Below are 19,149 nucleotides of genomic sequence, written 5' to 3'. Positions count from 1 at the left end.
GCTTTATATACACTCGCCTGCGGGTAAAAGCATTAAAGGTGGATGTCGCGTCATGGAGAGGATTACAGTTACTCTCGGGGAACGTAGTTACCCTATCACCATCGCGGCTGGTTTGTTTAACGACCCAGCTTCCTTTTTACCACTAAAAGCGGGTGATCAGGCGATGCTGGTCACCAATGAGACGCTGGCTCCGCTTTATCTCGACCGCGTGCGCCACCTGCTTGAGCAGGCAGGCGTAAAAGTCGACAGTGTGATTCTGCCCGATGGCGAGCAGTATAAAAGCCTGACGGTACTCGATACCGTCTTTACCGCATTGCTGCAAAAACCGCACGGTCGCGATACAACACTGCTTGCCCTGGGCGGCGGTGTTGTGGGCGATCTGACCGGCTTTGCGGCCGCAAGCTATCAGCGTGGCGTCCGTTTTATTCAAATCCCGACCACGTTGCTATCTCAGGTCGACTCCTCTGTCGGTGGCAAAACGGCAGTCAACCATCCCCTCGGCAAAAACATGATTGGCGCGTTCTACCAGCCTGCGTCGGTGGTGGTGGATCTCGACTGCCTGAAAACCCTGCCGAAACGCGAGCTGGCCTCTGGGCTGGCTGAAGTGATCAAATACGGCATTATTCTGGATGGCGAGTTCTTTAACTGGCTTGAAGAGAATATGGATGCGCTGCTGCGCCTGGATGAGGCGAAACTGGCATACTGCATTCGTCGTTGTTGTGAGCTGAAAGCAGAAGTTGTCGCGGCAGACGAGCGTGAAACCGGCTTACGTGCTTTACTGAATCTTGGGCATACGTTTGGCCACGCCATTGAAGCCGAAATGGGTTACGGCAACTGGCTGCACGGTGAAGCCGTCGCGGCTGGCATGGTCATGGCAGCCCGCACCTCTGAACGTCTTGGGCAGTTTAAACCGGAAGAGACGGCACGTATCATTGCGCTACTTGAACGTGCAGGTTTGCCGGTCACCGGGCCGCAGGAGATGTCGGCGCAGGCGTATTTACCCCACATGATGCGCGATAAAAAAGTATTGGCAGGTGAGATGCGTCTTGTACTCCCGCTTGCAATAGGGAAGAGTGAAGTGCGCGGCGGAGTGTCGCACGATGTCGTTCTTGGCGCCATTGCTGATTGCCAGCAGGCGTAACAACTAGAAAGGTCAGGCCACTGTTATCGGTGGTCGTTTAGCTTCAGGCGAAATGCAAAGACGTAGGCATAAGCCTTTGAGTGGGGTGTTAAATGGATGAATTCAAACCAGAAGACGAGCTGAAACCCGATCCCAGCGATCGTCGTACTGGTCGTTCTCGTCAATCTTCAGAACGTGATAACGAGCCGCAGATCAACTTTGACGATGTTGATCTGGATGCAGACGATCGTCGCCCTTCGCGCAGCCGCAACGCGCGTGATGAGCGAGAAGAAGAGGATTATGAGTCCGAAGAAGATTCAATGGACGAACAGCCTGTAGAGCGTCGCCCGCGTAAACGTAAAAAAGCCGCAGCGCAGAAACCGGCCTCCCGTCAGTACATCATGATGGGACTTGGCGTTCTGGTGCTTGTGCTGCTGATTGTTGGCATTGGCTCTGCGCTGAAAGCACCGTCCACCAACTCAACCGAACAAACCGCCTCCGCAGAGAAGAGCATCAACCTCTCCGGTAATGATGCGACGGATCAGGCGAATGGTGCACAGCCAGCGCCGGGCACCACTTCCGCTGAGCAGACTGCCAGCAACACAACGACGCCGCAGGATGTTTCTCTGCCGCCCGTTTCATCAACGCCTGCTCAGGGCCAGGCACCTGTCACGCCCGAAGGCCAGCAGCGTGTTGAAGTTCAGGGAGACCTGAACAATGCGCTGATGCAGCCGCAAAACCAGCAGCAGGTTGATAACGTTGTGGTTAACTCTACGCTGCCAACTGAACCTGCAACCGTCGCGCCGATCCACGGTGCTACCGCGCAGCCGCAGACGGCAGCAACGGAAACTAAACCGCGCCAGACGCAAACTGCGACGCGTCCTGAACGTAAGCAGGCGGTCATTGAGCCTAAGCGTGAAACCAAGCCTCAGGCAGTGGTAAAAGCGCCTGAAGTGAAAGCCGCACCGGCACAGCCGAAACGCACTGAAACGGCTGCCGTGAGCGAGCCGGCTAAAGCGCCAGTCACGCAGACTGCGCCGAAAGCGACGGCAACCACAACGGCACCTGCTGCCACCGCTGCGCCTGCCGCAACGGCGCCGGCTTCCAGTGCTGCAGCAGGTAAAACAGCTGGCAACGTCGGTTCGCTGAAATCTGCACCGTCCAGCAACTACACGCTGCAGTTGAGCAGTTCGTCTAACTATGACAACCTCAACGGCTGGGCGAAGAAATCGAATCTGAAAAACTACGTGGTTTATCAGACGACCCGTAACGGACAGCCGTGGTACGTGCTGGTGAGCGGTGTGTATGCTTCCAAAGATGAAGCGAAGCGCGCCGTGGCGACACTGCCAGCAGACGTTCAGGCGAAAAACCCGTGGGCGAAGCCGATTCATCAGGTGCAGGCCGATCTGAAGTAATGTTTAAAGCGCAGGATGCTGTCGGAGCTTTCTCCACAGCCGGAGAAGGTGTAATCAGTTAGTCAGCATGAAAAAAAATCGCGCTTTTCTGAAATGGGCAGGGGGGAAATACCCCCTGCTCGATGATATTAAAAAGCACCTGCCAAAAGGCGAGTGTCTTATCGAGCCCTTCGTGGGTGCGGGATCGGTGTTCCTGAACACCGATTTTTCTCGTTATATCCTGGCGGATATCAACAGCGACCTTATCAGCCTCTATAACATCGTTAAGCTGCGTACCGATGAGTATGTGGAAGAGGCGCGCAAGCTGTTTACGCCAGAGAACAACAGCCCTGACGTTTACTATCAGTTCCGCACGGAATTTAATCAGAGCCAGGATCCGTTCCGCCGCGCGCTGCTGTTCCTTTACCTCAACCGTCATGGTTACAACGGCCTGTGCCGGTATAATTTGCGCGGCGAATTTAACGTGCCGTTTGGTCGTTATAAGCGCCCGTACTTCCCGCAGGACGAGCTGTATCATTTTGCGAAGAAAGCGCAGAATGCAGAGTTCCACTGCCTCTCCTATGAAGAGTGCATGGAACTGGCAGGCGTAAACTCGGTGGTCTACTGCGATCCGCCTTATGCGCCGCTGTCTGCGACGGCGAACTTCACCGCCTACCACACCAATAGCTTCAGCCCGGCCGAACAGGCCCGCCTGGCGGAGATGGCGGAAAAACTGGTCAGCAAAAGAATTCCGGTGTTAATTTCAAATCACGATACCCCTGATACGCGCGAATGGTACAAAGCCGCGAAGCATTTTCAGGTTAAGGTGCGGCGTAGCATTAGCAGCAACGGCGGCACACGTAAAAAGGTGGACGAACTCCTGGCTCTTTATCGCCCCTGAGCCGTTTTGCCCGCCGGTAAACACATTTCAAGGAGATGCGGATGAAACAGTTTTTGATTGCCCCCTCAATTCTGTCGGCCGATTTTGCCCGCCTGGGTGAAGACACGGCGGAAGCTCTCGCAGCTGGCGCAGATGTCGTCCATTTCGACGTTATGGATAACCACTACGTTCCCAATCTGACCATCGGTCCGATGGTGCTCAAGGCCCTGCGTAACTACGGTATTACCGCACCGATCGACGTTCACCTGATGGTGAAGCCTGTCGACCGCATCGTGCCTGACTTCGCCGCAGCGGGCGCCAGCATTATCACTTTCCATCCGGAAGCCTCCGAGCATGTTGACCGCACGCTGCAGCTGATCAAAGAGAACGGCTGTAAGGCGGGGCTGGTGTTTAACCCGGCAACACCGTTGAGCTATCTCGATTACGTGATGGACAAGCTGGACGTGATTTTGCTGATGTCCGTTAACCCGGGCTTTGGCGGCCAGTCGTTCATCCCTCACACGCTGGATAAGCTGCGCGAAGTGCGCCGTCGCATTGACGAGTCTGGCTATGATATTCGTCTGGAAGTGGACGGCGGTGTGAAAGTGAATAATATTGGCGAAATTGCGGCAGCGGGCGCGGATATGTTCGTTGCAGGTTCGGCAATTTTCGACCAACCGGATTACAAAAAAGTCATTGATGAAATGCGCCGCGAGCTGGCGAAGGTAAGTCATGGATAAATTGCAGGCAATTCGGGGTGTGGCATTCGACCTCGACGGCACGCTGGTGGACAGCGCGCCGGGCTTAACGAGCGCCGTCGATCAGGCGCTGTATGCACTGGAACTGCCCGTTGCGGGCGAAGATCGTGTGATTACATGGATTGGCAACGGTGCCGATGTCCTGATGGAGCGCGCGTTGACGTGGGCTCGTCAGGAACGCGCGTCGCAGCGTTCCGCGCAGGGGAAACCAAGCGTCGATCATGCCGATATCCCGCAGGATGAGCAGCTGCGTATTCTGCGCAAGCTGTTCGATCGCTTCTACGAAGAGGTCGTCGAGGAGGGGAGCTTCCTTTTCCCGGACGTCCAGGAAACCCTGAGCGCGCTGCACGCGAAAGGCATCCCGCTGGGACTGGTGACCAACAAGCCGACGCCGTTTGTTGCGCCGCTGCTGGAGGCGCTGGATATCGCGAAATATTTCTCCGTGATTGTAGGCGGGGATGACGTGCAGAACAAAAAGCCGCATCCGGAGCCGCTGTTGCTGGTGGCAGGAAAATTATCCTTAACGCCTGCGGAGCTGCTCTTTGTCGGGGATTCGCGTAATGATATTCTGGCTGCCCGAGCGGCGGGGTGTCCTTCCGTCGGTTTAACCTATGGCTACAACTACGGTGAGGCCATTACGCTGAGTGAGCCGGATGTTGTGTTCGACCACTTCAAAGATTTGTTGCCCGCACTCGGGCTTTCGCACAGTGAACATCAGGAATTGAATAATGACTAAGCCCATCGTTTTTAGTGGCGCACAGCCTTCAGGTGAATTGACCATTGGTAACTACATGGGTGCGTTGCGTCAGTGGGTCAGCATGCAGGATGACTACCATTGCATTTACTGCATCGTAGATTTGCACGCTATCACCGCGCGTCAGGATCCTGAGAAGCTGCGCAAAGCCACCCTGGACACCCTGGCCCTCTATCTGGCCTGCGGTATCGATCCTGAAAAGAGCACCATTTTCGTTCAGTCTCACGTGCCGGAGCATGCGCAGCTGGGCTGGGCGCTGAACTGCTATACCTATTTCGGCGAGCTGAGCCGCATGACCCAGTTCAAGGATAAATCTGCCCGTTACTCTGAAAACATCAACGCTGGCCTGTTCGACTATCCGGTGCTGATGGCGGCCGACATCCTGCTGTACCAGACCAACCAGGTGCCGGTGGGTGAAGACCAGAAGCAGCACCTGGAGCTGAGCCGTGATATCGCCCAGCGCTTTAACGCGCTTTACGGCGACGTATTCAAAGTGCCAGAGCCGTTTATTCCGAAATCCGGCGCGCGCGTGATGTCGCTGCTGGAGCCAACCAAGAAGATGTCCAAGTCTGACGATAACCGCAACAACGTTATCGGCCTGCTGGAAGATCCAAAATCGGTGGTGAAAAAGCTCAAGCGCGCTGTCACGGACTCCGACGAGCCGCCAGTGGTGCGCTACGACGTGCAGAACAAAGCGGGCGTCTCCAACCTGCTGGACATTCTCTCCGGCGTGACCGGCCAGAGCATTCCCGAGCTGGAAAAACACTTCGAAGGCAAGATGTACGGCCACCTGAAGGGTGAAGTGGCAGAGGCCGTTTCCGGCATGCTGACCGAGCTGCAGGAGCGCTACAACCGCTACCGTAACGACGAAGCTTTCCTGCAGAAGGTGATGAAAGACGGCGCGGAAAAAGCCAGCGCGCGCGCGTCCGAAACCCTGAAAGCGGTGTACGAGGCGATTGGGTTTGTGGCGAAACCTTAAGCCGCCACCCGACAAATACGGACTCAATAAAAAAACCGGGAAATCCCCGGTTTTTTTACGCCTGAAAAACGCTTACTGCTGTGCCGCCGGGCCGCAACCGCCGATGATCTTCGAAATGGAGATCGCCGGGTGCAGCAGGTAATCGTAGCTGCAGTTATTTTTAGTATTTTGAACGTGACCGGTGCAGGCGGTCAGAGTCGATAACAGGCCAACCAGAACGGCGGCTTTTGCCAGCTTGAACATACGCATTCCTTGTCAAAAAATCTTAAATTGGATGTAACACGAGGGAATAAATGGAAAAGTTCCACTATGCGAGCGGTATGTTATCGACTGAGGTATGAAGGGAGTAGTCCGCTTAAGGACTACTCGAAGGAGGGACAATATGCGTTAGTGATTCGAGAACCAGTTCAGCTTATCGCGCAGTTCAACCACGCGACCCACCACAATCAGCGCCGGGCTTTCGACCTGCTGCGCCAGCTCACCGAGCTGCGTCAGCGCGCCATTCACCACGCGCTGCTTGATTGACGTCCCGTTTTCCACCAGCGCAACGGGCATATCAGCCTCCATGCCGTGTTCCAGCAGTTTCGCCTGGATGGTTGCGGCCTGGTTCAGGCCCATGTAGAACACCAGCGTTTGCTTTTCAGCGGCCAGGTTATGCCAGTCCAGTTCGCTGCCGGTTTTCAGGTGGCCCGTAACCAGACGCACGCTCTGAGCGTAGTCGCGATGGGTCAACGGAATGCCTGAGTAGGCTGAACAGCCGGACGCCGCCGTTATGCCCGGCACCACGGAGAACGGAATGCCTGCATTGCACAGGGTTTCCAGCTCCTCGCCGCCGCGGCCAAAGATAAACGGATCGCCGCCCTTAAGGCGCACCACGCGTTTTCCCTTTTGCGCTTCACGCAGCAGGATCTGGTTAATCTCCTCCTGCGGCACGCAGTGGTAGCCTGCCCGTTTACCGACGAAGACGCGGTCGGCGTCGCGGCGCACCAGGTTCATGATGTCATCGGAGACCAGGCGGTCATACACCACGATATCCGCCTGCTGGATCTGCTGGAGCCCTTTCAGGGTCAGTAAACCCGCATCGCCGGGGCCTGCGCCCACCAGCACCACTTCACCTCGGTGATCCAGCGGCTCGCTCAGCAGCTGCTCGGTCGTCTCTTCAACCGCTTTCGCGTCCTGATTCGCCAGCGACTGCGCCAGCCTGTCGTTAACGAAAAATTTCTCCCAGAAGCGACGACGCTCACCCACGGTTGAGAAGGTTTGCTTCACGCGGGAGCGAAGTTGCCCGGCGTAGTGGGCTATCTGGCCGAGATGCTGCGGCAAAATAGCTTCCAGTTTTTCCCGCAGCAGGCGGGCAAGTACGGGCGAGCGGCCGCCGGAAGACACCGCGATCATCAGCGGTGAACGGTCGATAATCGACGGCATGATAAAGCTGGCCTCTTTCGGCGCATCCACCACGTTGCAGAAGATCCGGCGCGCTTCGCAGGCGTCGCTGACGCGCTGGTTCACTTCATCGTCATCCGTCGCGGCAATGGTCAGCCAGCAGGTATCCAGCAGGGACTCATCAAACTCCCTCTGCACCAGCGTGAGCATCCCTTCCTGCGCCCAGACGTCAAACTGCGGAGCGAAGGTGAGGGCATTGACGGTCAGTCGGGCTCCAGCATCCAGCAACAGGCGCGCTTTGCGTTCAGCCACATCGCCGCCGCCCACAAGCAGGCAGTCGCGATGGCGTAATTGACAGAAAATCGGCAGGTGGTCCACGACGTTACCTCACAGCATTCAAGGAGGGGGTAAGAATTGACGTCAGGATAACAGCAGGAATCGTACAGAACATACGGTTTTTCCTGCCGTTACCCATAAGGGGTCATAAGCCTTTCCTATTGGAAAAGCGGAGGGTTACGCTTTGAGCTGCACCTTGCCGTCCTTCACGCGGACGTCGTAGTGCTTCACGGAGAAGCTTTCATCTTCCATGCAGTGCCCGTCGGTTAAGCGGAAACGCTGCTTTTTCAGCGGACTGGCGACCCACAGCTCACCCTGGTGTTCAGCAATCAGACCGCGGGAGAGCACGCTGGCCTCAAAGAACGGATCGATATTGCTGATGGCAAAGACCTGTTCATCGTGGCGAGGGCGGAAAATAGCTACCTGCTCGTTACCCAGCAAAGCACAGACGCCGGTCGCTGGCAGAATGTCGTTAATGTTGCAGATGTTTACCCACTGGCTCATGCGTTTTCCTCCACCAGTATCACCGGAATGCGTTCATACGGGGTTGCAGGACGATGCTGTTCGCGCTCCGGCACCACCTGCACGTTCGGGTCGCGCTGGGTGCTGTTGATAAAGTGTTTGAAACGCGTCTGCGCCGCCGGGGTGTTGACGGTTTCGGTCCACTCGCAGATCACCGCCTCGCGCAGGCGAGCCATCTCGGACTCAAGCTGTTCGTTCAGACCCAGCTTGTCGTCAATGATGACCGACTTCAGGTAGTCGATACCGCCTTCCAGGTTATCGAGCCAGGAAGCGGTACGGGTCAGCTTATCGGCGGTACGAATGTAGAACATCATGAAGCGGTCGAGATACTGGATCAGCGTGTCGCGATCGAGATCCGCCGCCAGCAGGTCGGCGTGGCGTGGTTTCATCCCGCCATTGCCGCACACGTACAGGTTCCAGCCTTTCTCGGTGGCGATGATACCCACGTCTTTACCCTGCGCTTCCGCACATTCACGGGTACAGCCTGAAACGCCGAACTTCATTTTGTGCGGAGTACGGATGCCTTTGTAGCGGTTTTCCAGCTCGACGCCGAAGCCCACGCTGTCGCCTACGCCGTAGCGGCACCAGGTGCTGCCCACGCAGGTTTTCGCCATGCGCAGCGCTTTGGCATATGCGTGACCGGTTTCGAAGCCTGCTTCAATCAACTGACGCCAGATTTCCGGGAGATCGTCTTTCTGCGCGCCAAACAGGCCGATACGCTGGGAACCGGTGATTTTGGTGTACAGATTAAATTCACGGGCGATACGGCCCACGGCGACCAGCCCTTCCGGGGTGATTTCGCCACCGGCGGAACGCGGAATGACGGAGTAAGTACCGTCTTTCTGGATGTTCGCCAGGAAGTTATCGTTGGTGTCCTGCAGCGGCGTGTGTTCTGGTTTGAGCACGTACTCATTCCAGCAGGACGCCAGCAGGGAGCCGACGGTCGGCTTACACACTTCACAACCGTAGCCCTGGCCGTGTTTCTCCAGCAGTTCGTCGAAGGACTTGATGCCTTCCACACGGATCAGGTGATACAGCTCCTGGCGAGAGTAAGCGAAGTGCTCGCAAAGGTTGTTGTTCACTTCGATGCCCTGTTTCGCCAGTTCAGCGTTCAGCACCTGAGTCACCAGTGGAATACAGCCGCCGCAGCCGGTACCGGCTTTGGTTTCGGCCTTCAGCGCCGCAACGGTGTGGCAGCCTTTGTTGATGGCGGAGATCAGCATGCCTTTGGTGACGTCGAAGCAGGAGCAAATCTGCGCGCTGTCAGGCAGTTTATCTACGCCGATAGATGGTTTACCGCTGGAGGCGTGCGCCGGCAGGATCAGCGCGTCCGGGTTTTCCGGCAGCTCAATGGCGTTCAGCACCAGCTGGAGCAGGTTACCGAAGTCGCTGGTATCGCCCACCAGCACCGCACCGAGCAGGGTTTTGTTGTCCTGGCTGACGATAAGGCGTTTGTAGACCTCTTTGCTTTCGTCCAGATAGACGTAGCTGCGGGAGTTCGGGGTGCGGCCATGCGCATCGCCGATACCGCCTACGTCCACGCCCAGCAGCTTCAGCTTGGCGCTCATGTCTGCGCCGGTGAAGGCGTTTTCGCTACCGAGGATATGGTCCACGGCGACCTGCGCCATTTTGTATCCTGGCGCCACCAGACCGTATACCCGGTTATTCCAGCTGGCGCACTCGCCAATGGCGTAGATATCCGGATCGGAGGTCTGGCAGGTATCGTTAATCATGATCCCGCCGCGCTGCGCTACCGCCAGGCCGCACTGAGTGGCGAGCTTATCGCGCGGACGAATACCGGTGGAGAAGACGATGAAGTCCACTTCCAGCTCGCTGCCGTCGGCAAAGCGCATGGTTTTACGCGCCTCTGTGCCTTCCTGCACGATCTCTTTGGTGTTCTTGCTGGTGTGAACCTTCACACCCATGCTTTCGATTTTACGACGCAGCTGGTCGCCGCCCATGTGGTCCAGCTGTTCCGCCATCAGCATCGGGGCAAATTCGATAACGTGGGTTTCAACGCCGAGGTTTTTCAGCGCGCCTGCCGCTTCCAGGCCCAGCAGGCCACCGCCAACAACCGCACCGCGTTTGCTTCGACGTGCGCAGGATTCAATGGCGTTGAGGTCTTCAATGGTACGGTAAACGAAGCAATCCTGGGTTTCCGACCCTTTAATCGGCGGGATCCACGGATACGAGCCAGTCGCCATGATCAGCTTATCGTAAAAAACCGTACGCCCGGCGCTGGAGTGGATCACTTTCTCCTGACGGTTGATGGTGATAGCGCGTTCGCCCACCAGCACTTTTACGCCATGCTTCTCGTAGAAACCTTCGCGCACCAGAGAGAGCTCTTCGGCAGTATGGTGAGAGAAGTAGGAAGACAAGTGCACACGGTCGTACGCCTTGCGGGGTTCTTCACAGAACACGGTAATATCGAACTGGTCAGCATCGGCTTTATCGAGAAGATCCTCAATAAAGCGGTGGCCGACCATGCCGTTACCGATGATAGCGAGTCTGACTTTGCTCATTTTTGCCTCGATTTCTTTTCTATTACTGCCTACCTTAACGATTCAGCAGGGGCACTTATTGATGCAAATCAAATACGCCTTCACCTACCCCTTAGTGGGTATATCTATGATTTGTCAGGTTTTTTATAAGTAACGGATATTGTTTGATTTTTGTGCTTGCTTGTTTTTTGCACAAATTTGAGGGGTTTTTTACGAATCGGCAGTCAGAGCGGGTAAGCAGGGTAAAACCCCTTTGCAGAACGCAAAGGGGTTTTGACGATTAGTGGGTAGCCGTTGCCGTATTGTGCTGGCGGTGACGGGTCACGAAGCCCAGAATGAAACACATGATAAACACCACGGCATACAGACCGTTAGCGGTGTGCAGCGCGGCCAGCGGGCCGCTGTGCGCCACAATCGGGCCCGTGACCACGAAGGTCAGCATGGTGCCGATGGTGCCGCAGGTCAGCACGAAGTTCACCAGTTTTGGCGAAGCCACTTTGGTCTGCAGGGAGCCCAGGGTGATGATTGAGGTGTAAATCGCGCTGGAGAAGAAGCCCAGGGTCAGGATGAACCATGGCATATGCTCCGGGGCACCGTTGATGAACAGATACATCAGCACGGTCGCCAGACCCGCCAGGACGGTCAGAATACGTTGCAGGTCGAAGAAGCGCAGGATGAAGCTAAAGGCCCACATGCCGAACATGTAAGACATCCAGAAATCGCTCACCAGTTTGCCCGCGTCGTTCAGGCTCATCCCCAGACCTTTAGCGTATTCAGGTACCCACGAGATAAAGCCCAACTGACCGAGGATGTAGCACAGGGCGGCAATGGAGAGGAACAGCACGCCGATACCCCATTTTTCCTTCGCCACCGGCTCTGAGGTGGTCTGCGCTTTTTTGCCCAGCACCGGGAAGTCACAGCCGAAGGTCAGAATGAAGATCGCGACATAGACCAGACCGATACAGGCGTATACCCAGTACCATTCAATGCTGCGCGCGAGCAGATACGCGGCGACCATCGGGAAAATCATCCCGGCCATGCTGAAGAAGGAGTCGGTAAACAGCAGGCGCGCGCCGCGCTGGCGGCCTTCATACATGTGCGTAATAAGGAACGTACCGATCGACATCGTGATCCCGCTGACAAGGCCCAGCACGAACATGGCGGCGGAGAACAGGGCGATGCTGTGGCTCAACATCAGGCCCGCCACGGCGGCAACCATCAGCACGAAGCCGAAGCGCAGCTGGGTTTTCAGCGGGACAATTTCCATCAGCCAGGCATTCAGGAAAATTGAGATCAGGATCCCCGCGTTGAGGAAGGTGAAGGTGTTACTCATGCTGGAAACGGGCAGCTGGAAGTAGTCTGCGATATTTCCCATCACCATCCCGGTGACGATCACCAACGCGCCGGTCAGGGCGTAGGAGAAGAAGCTTATCCATGTGAGCTTGATGCGATTGCTGTTAGTCATGTCTGGCCTGTTCAGAAAAAGAAAAGCGCCGGTAGGGCGCTGAGAGCGGGCAGATTTTAGTCGCTAAAGTGATCTATTCCTATCTTTTAAGGGAAATGAATATGCCATTGCAGGTTTTAGTGTGATCTAAATCACACTAAATGGCGGTATAACCAATCGTTTGCGCAGTAATAATTGTTTCAATTTCGTAAAATTAGGTAAAAGGCTGGTCTCGGTTCATACTGCTCTTTAGAATCAAGCCATTCGCTTTTTATACTGCGCTTTGTTAAGGAATTCTCATGCTCAAATCAACACTGGCGGCTGTCGCAGCTGTGTTTGCTCTTTCTGCCGTTTCCCCTGCTGCGCTGGCAGCCAAAGGGGACCCTCACGTTCTGCTGACCACCTCTGCCGGGAACATTGAGCTGGAACTAAATAGCCAGAAAGCTCCGGTTTCTGTGAAAAACTTCCTCGACTATGTGAACAGTGGTTTCTATAACAACACCACCTTCCACCGCGTGATCCCTGGCTTTATGATTCAGGGCGGCGGCTTCAACGAGCAGATGCAGCAGAAACAGCCTAACCCACCCATCAAAAACGAAGCGGACAACGGCCTGCTGAACAAGCGCGGCACCATCTCCATGGCGCGCACGGCGGATAAAGACAGCGCCACCAGCCAGTTCTTCCTCAACGTGGCGGATAACGCTTTCCTCGACCACGGCCAGCGCGACTTCGGCTATGCGGTCTTCGGTAAAATTGTGAAAGGGATGGACGTGGCGGACAAAATCTCTCAGGTTCAGACCCACGATGTCGGTCCATACCAGAATGTGCCGTCTAAGCCTGTCGTTATCATCTCTGCAAAAGTTCTGCCGTAATCCTCTTTGACACGGGCGATCCTCGCCCGTGTTGTGACCCCTCCCTGCGAAAGCGCGTTTTGCTGCTTATACTTGTGGCAAACGGACTATTCAGGGAGGCGTTAAGTGAAAAAACTCACCGATAAGCAAAAATCCCGTCTCTGGGAGCAACAGCGTAACGTCAATTTTCAGGCCAGTTGTCTCCTTGAAAAAGGTAATGGTCCTTCAGAGCCCGGCATTGAGACGCTGGAGCTTGGGCCCTCAGCGCCCGGGCTACCGCATCTGTGCCTCATTCATCGCCATCTGTATCACAGAGAGATGAAGCAGGCAGGCGAATTCCGTACCGACGATATTTTTAAGGGTGACATTCCCTTCTGCCATTTTGAGTACATCGAGACGATGGGTAACGAACTGATGGCGGCGCTGGAAAGTGATAAGTATCTTGTGGGTCTTGAAAAAGCGGCGTTTGTTGAAAAAGTGAGCCATTACTACTGTGAAATCAATATGCTGCATCCCTTTATGCGCGGTAATGGCATTGCTCAGCGCGTCTTCTTTGAGCAGCTGGCCATCCACGCAAATTACGCGCTGGACTGGCGGGATATTGATCCCGAGCAGTGGGTGGCGGCGAACCGAAGCGGGGCCACGGGAGATTTGACCGCGCTGAGCGCTATCTTTGCCAAAATAGTGAGCGAAGCGCGGGAATCTGAGTAGAATAGGGCGGCATTTTTTTCGGGAGCCGCCATGATTCTGCTGATTGATAACTACGATTCCTTCACCTGGAACCTTTACCAGTATTTTTGTGAACTGGGTGCAGAGGTGGTTGTCCGCCGCAACGACGAGCTCAGCCTGTCTGATATTGAGACGCTGGCTCCGAAGAAAATTGTCATTTCGCCGGGACCGTGTACGCCGTCGGAATCGGGCATTTCTCTGGACGTTATTCACCACTATGCCGGCAGGCTGCCGATCCTGGGCGTCTGCCTCGGTCATCAGGCGATTGCCCAGGCATTTGGGGCTACCATCGTGCGTGCCGCGAAAGTGATGCACGGCAAAACCTCGCCGGTCACCCACACCGGCACGGGCGTATTCACAGGGCTCAATAACCCGCTAACCGTGACGCGCTACCATTCGCTGGTGATTGACCCACCGACGCTGCCCGACTGCTTTGACGTGACCGCCTGGAGCGATACGCAGGAGATCATGGGGATTCGCCACCGCGAGTGGGATCTCGAAGGCGTGCAGTTCCATCCTGAAAGTATCCTCAGCGAGCAGGGGCACGCCCTGCTGGCAAATTTCCTCAATCGCTGAATATCTGTTGCCTTGCTGTGAGTTTTTATGCATATTTTGTGATTATATTTTCACAATGAATGTGACATAAAATGGATGGGCATGACATGGCAACTGAACAACCAGCAATTACCCGCGCGACATTCGATGAAGTGATTCTGCCGATTTATGCACCGGCTGAGTTTATCCCGGTGAAGGGGAAAGGCAGCCGCGTCTGGGATCAGCAGGGCAAAGAGTATGTGGATTTCGCGGGCGGTATTGCGGTCACGGCGCTGGGCCACTGCCATCCTGCGCTGGTGGACGCGCTGAAAACCCAGGGCGAAACCCTGTGGCACACCAGCAACGTGTTCACCAACGAACCTGCGCTGCGACTGGGCCGTAAGATCATTGATGCGACCTTTGCCGAGCGCGTGCTGTTTATGAACTCCGGCACCGAAGCCAACGAAACCGCCTTTAAGCTGGCGCGTTACTACGCCACCACGCGCCACAGCCCGTACAAAACTAAAATCATCGCCTTCCATAACGCCTTCCACGGACGCTCTTTCTTTACCGTCTCCGTTGGCGGCCAGCCGAAGTATTCCGACGGCTTCGGTCCGAAACCAGCCGACATTATCCACGTGCCGTTTAACGATCTGCACGCGGTGAAAGCGGTGATGGACGACCACACCTGCGCAGTGGTGGTGGAGCCGATTCAGGGCGAAGGCGGCGTGACCGCGGCAACCGCGGAATTCCTGAAAGGGCTGCGCGAACTGTGCGACGAACATCAGGCGCTACTGGTGTTTGATGAAGTGCAGTGCGGGATGGGGCGTACCGGAGAGCTGTTTGCCTACATGCACTACGGCGTGACGCCGGATATTCTGACCAGCGCCAAAGCGCTCGGCGGCGGTTTTCCGGTGAGTGCGGTACTGACGACGCAGGAGGTTGCCTCTGCGTTCCACGTCGGGTCTCACGGCTCGACCTACGGCGGTAACCCGCTGGCGAGCGCCGTGGCAGGTGCCGCGTTCGACATCATCAACACGCCAGAGGTGCTGAACGGCGTTAGCGCGAAGCGCGAGCTGTTTGTGCAGCATCTCCAGCAGATTAACAATAAGTACGACGTGTTCAGCGAGATCCGCGGCATGGGGCTGCTGATTGGTGCGGAGCTTAAGCCGCAGTACAAAGGCCGCGCGCGCGATTTCCTGCACGCCGCTGCCCGCGAAGGGGTGATGGTGCTGAATGCCGGCCCGGACGTGATGCGCTTTGCGCCTTCGCTGGTGGTGGAAGAGAAAGATATTGAAGACGGGTTAACCCGCTTTGCCGCGGCGGTCGAGAAGATCGTAAAAGGTTAATACTCGGTTCGCTTTAACCGCCGCGTTAACCAAATGCCGTGATGCGGGCGCTGACGCCATGCCACCGACGAAATGGTGTGCATGGTGTTCAGATGTCCCAGCACGCGCTGCAAATGCTGCTCCAGGGTGCTCATCGGGCCGTGGGTCAGCGTCTCCGGTGCTTCCAGAATGTTCGAGTCACCCGACTCGCCCGGCGCGTCATACTCCAGACGCTGCTGACACCGCTGCAACGCAATTTCACACGACTGCAAATAGCGCTGCGCCAGATCCGGAGTCAGCATCGTGTGCTCGCGCGCCAGCGTGGTCATGGCGTTAATGTGCTCGACGATAAACTGGCTGTGCGTGACCCACAGCTTCATATCGGCAAGATAGTGTGAGTTAAAGCCCGGCTCCTGCATCGCCTGATTCAGCGAGTTAAACAGGGCGTTGTGCGCCTGGTTGACCTTCATCCGCTGATACGCCAGCGGGGAGGGCTGCGGGTCGTCGCTCAGGATCAGGCGAATGGCCTGCTGATCGGCCTCCAGCGCGTCGTGGGCGTTCTGCCTCAGCAGCCCGCTCTGCCACTGCGGCCACAGCCAGACCATGCCGCCAAAGGCGATCAGGCAGCCAATCAGCGTGTCGATCAGGCGGGCAACGATGAACTGTTCGCCGTTAAGCGTCAGCAGCTGAAGGGTATATACCGCCGTCACCGTAAAGCCCACCATCGCCCAGCCGTAGTTTTTGCGAATGATTAGATAGCTTACCAGGGTGACCACCAGCATCCCTGCCAGGGTATAGCCCTCGGGCACGTGAAAATGCAGCGTCACGCCCGCAATAATCAGCCCCGCCATCGTGCCGCCTGCCCGGTGCAGAATGCGCACCCGCGTGGCGCCATAGCCGTTCTGGGTAACAAACAGCACGGTCATTAAGATCCAGTACGGTTTCGGCAGGTGGAGCGCCATGCCCATCAGGCTGGCGATACTGAGCATGACGCTAATCCTTGCAGCGTTGCGCAGAGCGGAAGATTTCAGAGACAGGTAGCTCCTCAGCGCCGGCAGTAGCGGCAGACGTTTCTGTTTATCCGCCATCAGGTCACGGGAATAAAGCGGGCGCTGGGTGCGCAGTACGCGGGCGATGCGGCTGAAGTGCCAGGCGGCAAACTGGCCGACCGGGTTATCCGGGTGCTGACGGGCGATTTTCTCCAGCGCGCCGAGCTGTTTGTCCATGTTAAAGCGCGTGGGGTAGCGGTGGTAGAGAATATCATCGGCCAGCACCCGCAGGCGCGCGGAGACGGTTTGTGCGTTCCAGCGGATCACCGCTTCGGCATGGCTGCGCTCAACCAGCTTTTGCACCTCCTGCGGGTGGTGAAGGCTAACGGAGATATGCTCCTGAAGATCCAGCCCCACCTGAAAGGTGCGCAACAGCCGTTTATATTCGTGGTTCTTGTTGGCGGCGAGCATATGCAGCTGCTGATAGCACTGGCTTATCAGGTCTACCACCTTTTGCTGGCGCGTCAGCAGCGGCGGTAAGGATTTTTCCGGATCCGTATGCTGGGTGAGCAGGGTGTATTTGGCTTCACAGTAATCCGCAAGCTGCACGTAGAGCAGGCTCAGAGATTCGCGCAGCGGCTGCTCCCGCCACAGCCAGAACCAGAACCAGTTAAACAGCCCGTACCACAGCGTGCCGAGGGCGTAGATCAGCAGCGGCTCCCACACGGGCATATTACCGGCGAGGCTCAGGGTGAAGATGGCCGCAATGAGTGACGCGGGAAGCAGACGGGCATGGAGCGAGCTGATTTCGGCGGTGACGCCGAGGGTCATCGCCAGCACGGTCAGGATCAGCGGCAGGGGAATATCACGAGCCAGCAGAAGCTGCACCGCGAGGCTACAGCCAGCAAACAGCGAGCCGCCAATTATCAGACGTTTGAAAAAGCGTTTATGGGGCGTGTCCAGACCGGCAATGTTGCAGCAGGCGGGGACGAGAGAAAACAGCAGGCCCTGCTGAAGATGTCCCAGGATCAGGCCCACGGCCACGGGAAGACACAGCACCAGCGTTTGTCGTAGTGCGTAGTTAACTTCCGGGTGATAGATCAGCCTGCGCCACATGGGGAAAAGAGACAAAAACGGCGTGACACCTCGCGATGGCACGCCGTTTAGGCAGGATTAACGGGTTCCGTAAACCACGATGGTTTTACCGTGGGCGGAGATCAGGTTTTGATCTTCCAGCATTTTCAGAATACGGCCCACCGTTTCGCGGGAGCAACCGACGATCTGACCGATTTCCTGACGGGTAATTTTAATTTGCATGCCGTCCGGGTGGGTCATCGCGTCTGGCTGTTTCGCCAGGTTCAGCAGAGTCTGCGCGATACGGCCAGTCACGTCCAGGAAGGCGAGGTTACCCACTTTCTCTGACGTCACCTGCAGACGGCGCGCCATCTGGGAAGAAAGACGCATCAGGATGTCAGGGTTTACCTGAATCAGCTGACGGAATTTCTTATAAGAAATTTCAGCCACTTCACATGCTGTCTTTGCACGAACCCAGGCGCTACGTTCCTGGCCTTCTTCAAACAGGCCCAGTTCACCGATAAAATCGCCCTGGTTCAGATAGGAAAGGATCATCTCTTTGCCTTCCTCATCTTTGATCAGCACTGCCACCGAGCCTTTGACGATGTAATACAAGGTTTCCGCTTTTTCACCCTGGTGAATCAGCGTGCTCTTCGATGGGTACTTATGAATGTGGCAATGAGACAAGAACCATTCGAGAGTCGGGTCTGTTTGCGGTTTGCCAAGCACCATGCGCTGTTATCCTCTGTTATAAGCTGTCACCAGAGTCATCAGATGCATCCGGACTCTGGGGTTGCAATCGAATTCTTACCCATACCCTGGGAAGTCGGCTGTCGTAACGTTTCGCAGCCAGTAAAGTTTGATGTCCTCTGCATACATGTGTAACGTCAATGTATTACTGTAGCATCCTGAGTGTTTTAGCATAGCTTTTGCCGCGTGTCTCCTGGTGTCTCGCTTCAGCATGATGCAGGTCGCCTTCCATTGCGAGAAATGTAACGCACGCGTAATCTGTCACCAAAAATGCAACGTTGGAGTTAATGAATATGCAAGCGCGCGTGAAGTGGGTTGAAGGTTTAACGTTCCTGGGCGAGTCCGCATCAGGACACCAGATTTTGATGGATGGTAACTCCGGCGATAAAGCTCCAAGCCCAATGGAAATGGTGCTGATGGCGGCAGGCGGATGCAGCGCGATCGACGTGGTGTCGATTCTGCAAAAAGGCCGTCATGACGTGACGGATTGCGAGGTTAAACTCACCTCAGAGCGTCGCGAAGAGGCGCCACGCCTGTTCACCCACATTAATCTGCACTTTGTTGTCACCGGGAAAGAACTGAAAGACGCGGCGGTCTCACGCGCGGTGGATCTCTCTGCGGAGAAATACTGCTCTGTGGCGTTAATGCTGGAGAAAGCGGTAAAAATCACCCATTCGTATGAAGTGATCGAGGCTTAATTATTGGGGCATCGTGCGTGTTGATGCCCTCACCCTAACCCTCTCCCACGGGGCTGAGGGTTCCCCAGAAAAATGAAAAGCACGATGAAGTGTGATCTACTGGTTGCGCTAACAAATCAGAAGAG

18 protein-coding genes are annotated in these 19,149 nt (G+C 56.1%); 11 read left to right on the top strand and 7 right to left on the bottom strand.

Annotated features, from left to right (window positions below):
* Positions 1 to 52 precede the first annotated feature (52 nt).
* The 6 genes from aroB (at position 53) to trpS (ending at position 5,885) form a co-directional block, all read left to right on the top strand.
* The gene (gene aroB, locus IM299_RS17550; protein ID WP_041911921.1) at positions 53 to 1,141 is read left to right on the top strand and encodes a 3-dehydroquinate synthase; all 1,089 of its coding nucleotides are present in this window, start codon (positions 53 to 55) and stop codon (positions 1,139 to 1,141) included.
* A 92-nt stretch (positions 1,142 to 1,233) separates the two neighbouring features.
* Positions 1,234 to 2,535: a cell division protein DamX gene (gene damX, locus IM299_RS17545; RefSeq protein WP_193357876.1), complete on the top strand. Its 1,302-nt coding sequence runs from the start codon at positions 1,234 to 1,236 to the stop codon at positions 2,533 to 2,535.
* Between the two features lie 67 nt (positions 2,536 to 2,602).
* On the top strand, positions 2,603 to 3,415 hold the full coding sequence (gene dam / locus IM299_RS17540; RefSeq protein ID WP_028014659.1) for an adenine-specific DNA-methyltransferase: 813 nt from the start codon (positions 2,603 to 2,605) through the stop codon (positions 3,413 to 3,415).
* Between the two features lie 41 nt (positions 3,416 to 3,456).
* Positions 3,457 to 4,134 (top strand): ribulose-phosphate 3-epimerase, encoded by a 678-nt coding sequence (rpe, locus tag IM299_RS17535; RefSeq protein WP_023333698.1) that lies wholly within the window; start codon positions 3,457 to 3,459, stop codon positions 4,132 to 4,134.
* Positions 4,127 to 4,888 carry a phosphoglycolate phosphatase gene (gene gph, locus IM299_RS17530; protein ID WP_193357875.1) on the top strand — a complete coding sequence of 254 codons (762 nt, stop codon included), beginning with the start codon at positions 4,127 to 4,129 and terminating at the stop codon, positions 4,886 to 4,888. Before rpe ends, gph begins: the two co-directional genes overlap by 8 nt.
* Positions 4,881 to 5,885: a tryptophan--tRNA ligase gene (gene trpS, locus IM299_RS17525; protein WP_028014657.1), complete on the top strand. Its 1,005-nt coding sequence runs from the start codon at positions 4,881 to 4,883 to the stop codon at positions 5,883 to 5,885. The genes gph and trpS overlap by 8 nt, the downstream gene beginning before the upstream one ends.
* Positions 5,886 to 5,957: 72 nt before the next feature.
* Here trpS and IM299_RS17520 read toward each other — a convergent pair whose 3' ends face one another.
* The 5 genes from IM299_RS17520 to tsgA all read right to left on the bottom strand — a co-directional run bounded on the left by IM299_RS17520 (position 5,958) and on the right by tsgA (position 12,092).
* Positions 5,958 to 6,128 (bottom strand): YhfL family protein, encoded by a 171-nt coding sequence (locus tag IM299_RS17520; RefSeq protein ID WP_008503029.1) that lies wholly within the window; start codon positions 6,126 to 6,128, stop codon positions 5,958 to 5,960.
* Positions 6,129 to 6,272: 144 nt separating this feature from the next.
* A complete protein-coding gene (gene cysG / locus IM299_RS17515) occupies positions 6,273 to 7,646 on the bottom strand; it encodes a siroheme synthase CysG (protein WP_193357874.1) in 1,374 nt (457 codons plus the stop codon).
* Positions 7,647 to 7,781: 135 nt separating this feature from the next.
* The gene (gene nirD, locus IM299_RS17510) at positions 7,782 to 8,108 is read right to left on the bottom strand and encodes a nitrite reductase small subunit NirD (RefSeq protein WP_041911926.1); all 327 of its coding nucleotides are present in this window, start codon (positions 8,106 to 8,108) and stop codon (positions 7,782 to 7,784) included.
* A complete protein-coding gene (nirB, locus tag IM299_RS17505; RefSeq protein WP_193357873.1) occupies positions 8,105 to 10,648 on the bottom strand; it encodes a nitrite reductase large subunit NirB in 2,544 nt (847 codons plus the stop codon). The genes nirD and nirB overlap by 4 nt, the downstream gene beginning before the upstream one ends.
* Before the next feature lie 259 nt (positions 10,649 to 10,907).
* The gene (tsgA, locus tag IM299_RS17500; protein WP_045259345.1) at positions 10,908 to 12,092 is read right to left on the bottom strand and encodes an MFS transporter TsgA; all 1,185 of its coding nucleotides are present in this window, start codon (positions 12,090 to 12,092) and stop codon (positions 10,908 to 10,910) included.
* 278 nt (positions 12,093 to 12,370) lie between these two features.
* Here tsgA and ppiA point away from each other — a divergent pair, with 278 nt between their 5' ends.
* The 4 genes from ppiA to IM299_RS17480 all read left to right on the top strand — a co-directional run bounded on the left by ppiA (position 12,371) and on the right by IM299_RS17480 (position 15,534).
* Positions 12,371 to 12,943 (top strand): peptidylprolyl isomerase A, encoded by a 573-nt coding sequence (gene ppiA, locus IM299_RS17495; protein WP_041911929.1) that lies wholly within the window; start codon positions 12,371 to 12,373, stop codon positions 12,941 to 12,943.
* 105 nt (positions 12,944 to 13,048) lie between these two features.
* The gene (locus IM299_RS17490) at positions 13,049 to 13,633 is read left to right on the top strand and encodes a putative adenosine monophosphate-protein transferase Fic (protein WP_193357872.1); all 585 of its coding nucleotides are present in this window, start codon (positions 13,049 to 13,051) and stop codon (positions 13,631 to 13,633) included.
* 30 nt (positions 13,634 to 13,663) lie between these two features.
* The gene (gene pabA, locus IM299_RS17485) at positions 13,664 to 14,227 is read left to right on the top strand and encodes an aminodeoxychorismate synthase component 2 (protein ID WP_048957360.1); all 564 of its coding nucleotides are present in this window, start codon (positions 13,664 to 13,666) and stop codon (positions 14,225 to 14,227) included.
* 86 nt (positions 14,228 to 14,313) lie between these two features.
* Positions 14,314 to 15,534 (top strand): aspartate aminotransferase family protein, encoded by a 1,221-nt coding sequence (locus IM299_RS17480; RefSeq protein WP_193357871.1) that lies wholly within the window; start codon positions 14,314 to 14,316, stop codon positions 15,532 to 15,534.
* Here the strand turns inward: IM299_RS17480 and IM299_RS17475 are convergent.
* Positions 15,531 to 17,618, bottom strand: coding sequence for a YccS/YhfK family putative transporter (locus IM299_RS17475; protein ID WP_059357226.1), 2,088 nt, complete (start codon positions 17,616 to 17,618; stop codon positions 15,531 to 15,533). The genes IM299_RS17480 and IM299_RS17475 overlap by 4 nt on opposite strands.
* Before the next feature lie 57 nt (positions 17,619 to 17,675).
* Positions 17,676 to 18,308 carry a cAMP-activated global transcriptional regulator CRP gene (gene crp / locus IM299_RS17470; RefSeq protein ID WP_000242758.1) on the bottom strand — a complete coding sequence of 211 codons (633 nt, stop codon included), beginning with the start codon at positions 18,306 to 18,308 and terminating at the stop codon, positions 17,676 to 17,678.
* Between the two features lie 311 nt (positions 18,309 to 18,619).
* On the opposite strand from crp, the gene IM299_RS17465 reads away from it, so the two are divergent.
* Positions 18,620 to 19,024 carry an OsmC family protein gene (locus IM299_RS17465; RefSeq protein ID WP_008503018.1) on the top strand — a complete coding sequence of 135 codons (405 nt, stop codon included), beginning with the start codon at positions 18,620 to 18,622 and terminating at the stop codon, positions 19,022 to 19,024.
* Positions 19,025 to 19,149: the final 125 nt, after the last annotated feature.

The organism is Enterobacter cloacae complex sp. P47BA (assembly GCF_014930485.1).
Taxonomy (GTDB): Bacteria; Pseudomonadota; Gammaproteobacteria; order Enterobacterales; family Enterobacteriaceae; genus Enterobacter; species Enterobacter bugandensis.
The sequence above is the reverse complement of the archived record's forward strand: the minus strand, read 5'-3'. Positions and strand labels throughout refer to the sequence as shown.

What these genes read in the sequence shown, in the direction of transcription:
- aroB (WP_041911921.1), top strand. Translation starts at nt 53, where the DNA reads ATGGAGAGGATTACAGTTACTCTCGGGGAACGTAGTTACCCTATCACC.
- damX (WP_193357876.1), top strand. Translation starts at nt 1,234, where the DNA reads ATGGATGAATTCAAACCAGAAGACGAGCTGAAACCCGATCCCAGCGAT.
- dam (WP_028014659.1), top strand. Translation starts at nt 2,603, where the DNA reads ATGAAAAAAAATCGCGCTTTTCTGAAATGGGCAGGGGGGAAATACCCC.
- rpe (WP_023333698.1), top strand. Translation starts at nt 3,457, where the DNA reads ATGAAACAGTTTTTGATTGCCCCCTCAATTCTGTCGGCCGATTTTGCC.
- gph (WP_193357875.1), top strand. Translation starts at nt 4,127, where the DNA reads ATGGATAAATTGCAGGCAATTCGGGGTGTGGCATTCGACCTCGACGGC.
- trpS (WP_028014657.1), top strand. Translation starts at nt 4,881, where the DNA reads ATGACTAAGCCCATCGTTTTTAGTGGCGCACAGCCTTCAGGTGAATTG.
- IM299_RS17520 (WP_008503029.1), bottom strand. Translation starts at nt 6,128, where the DNA reads ATGTTCAAGCTGGCAAAAGCCGCCGTTCTGGTTGGCCTGTTATCGACT.
- nirD (WP_041911926.1), bottom strand. Translation starts at nt 8,108, where the DNA reads ATGAGCCAGTGGGTAAACATCTGCAACATTAACGACATTCTGCCAGCG.
- nirB (WP_193357873.1), bottom strand. Translation starts at nt 10,648, where the DNA reads ATGAGCAAAGTCAGACTCGCTATCATCGGTAACGGCATGGTCGGCCAC.
- tsgA (WP_045259345.1), bottom strand. Translation starts at nt 12,092, where the DNA reads ATGACTAACAGCAATCGCATCAAGCTCACATGGATAAGCTTCTTCTCC.
- ppiA (WP_041911929.1), top strand. Translation starts at nt 12,371, where the DNA reads ATGCTCAAATCAACACTGGCGGCTGTCGCAGCTGTGTTTGCTCTTTCT.
- pabA (WP_048957360.1), top strand. Translation starts at nt 13,664, where the DNA reads ATGATTCTGCTGATTGATAACTACGATTCCTTCACCTGGAACCTTTAC.
- IM299_RS17480 (WP_193357871.1), top strand. Translation starts at nt 14,314, where the DNA reads ATGGCAACTGAACAACCAGCAATTACCCGCGCGACATTCGATGAAGTG.
- IM299_RS17475 (WP_059357226.1), bottom strand. Translation starts at nt 17,618, where the DNA reads ATGTGGCGCAGGCTGATCTATCACCCGGAAGTTAACTACGCACTACGA.
- crp (WP_000242758.1), bottom strand. Translation starts at nt 18,308, where the DNA reads ATGGTGCTTGGCAAACCGCAAACAGACCCGACTCTCGAATGGTTCTTG.
- IM299_RS17465 (WP_008503018.1), top strand. Translation starts at nt 18,620, where the DNA reads ATGCAAGCGCGCGTGAAGTGGGTTGAAGGTTTAACGTTCCTGGGCGAG.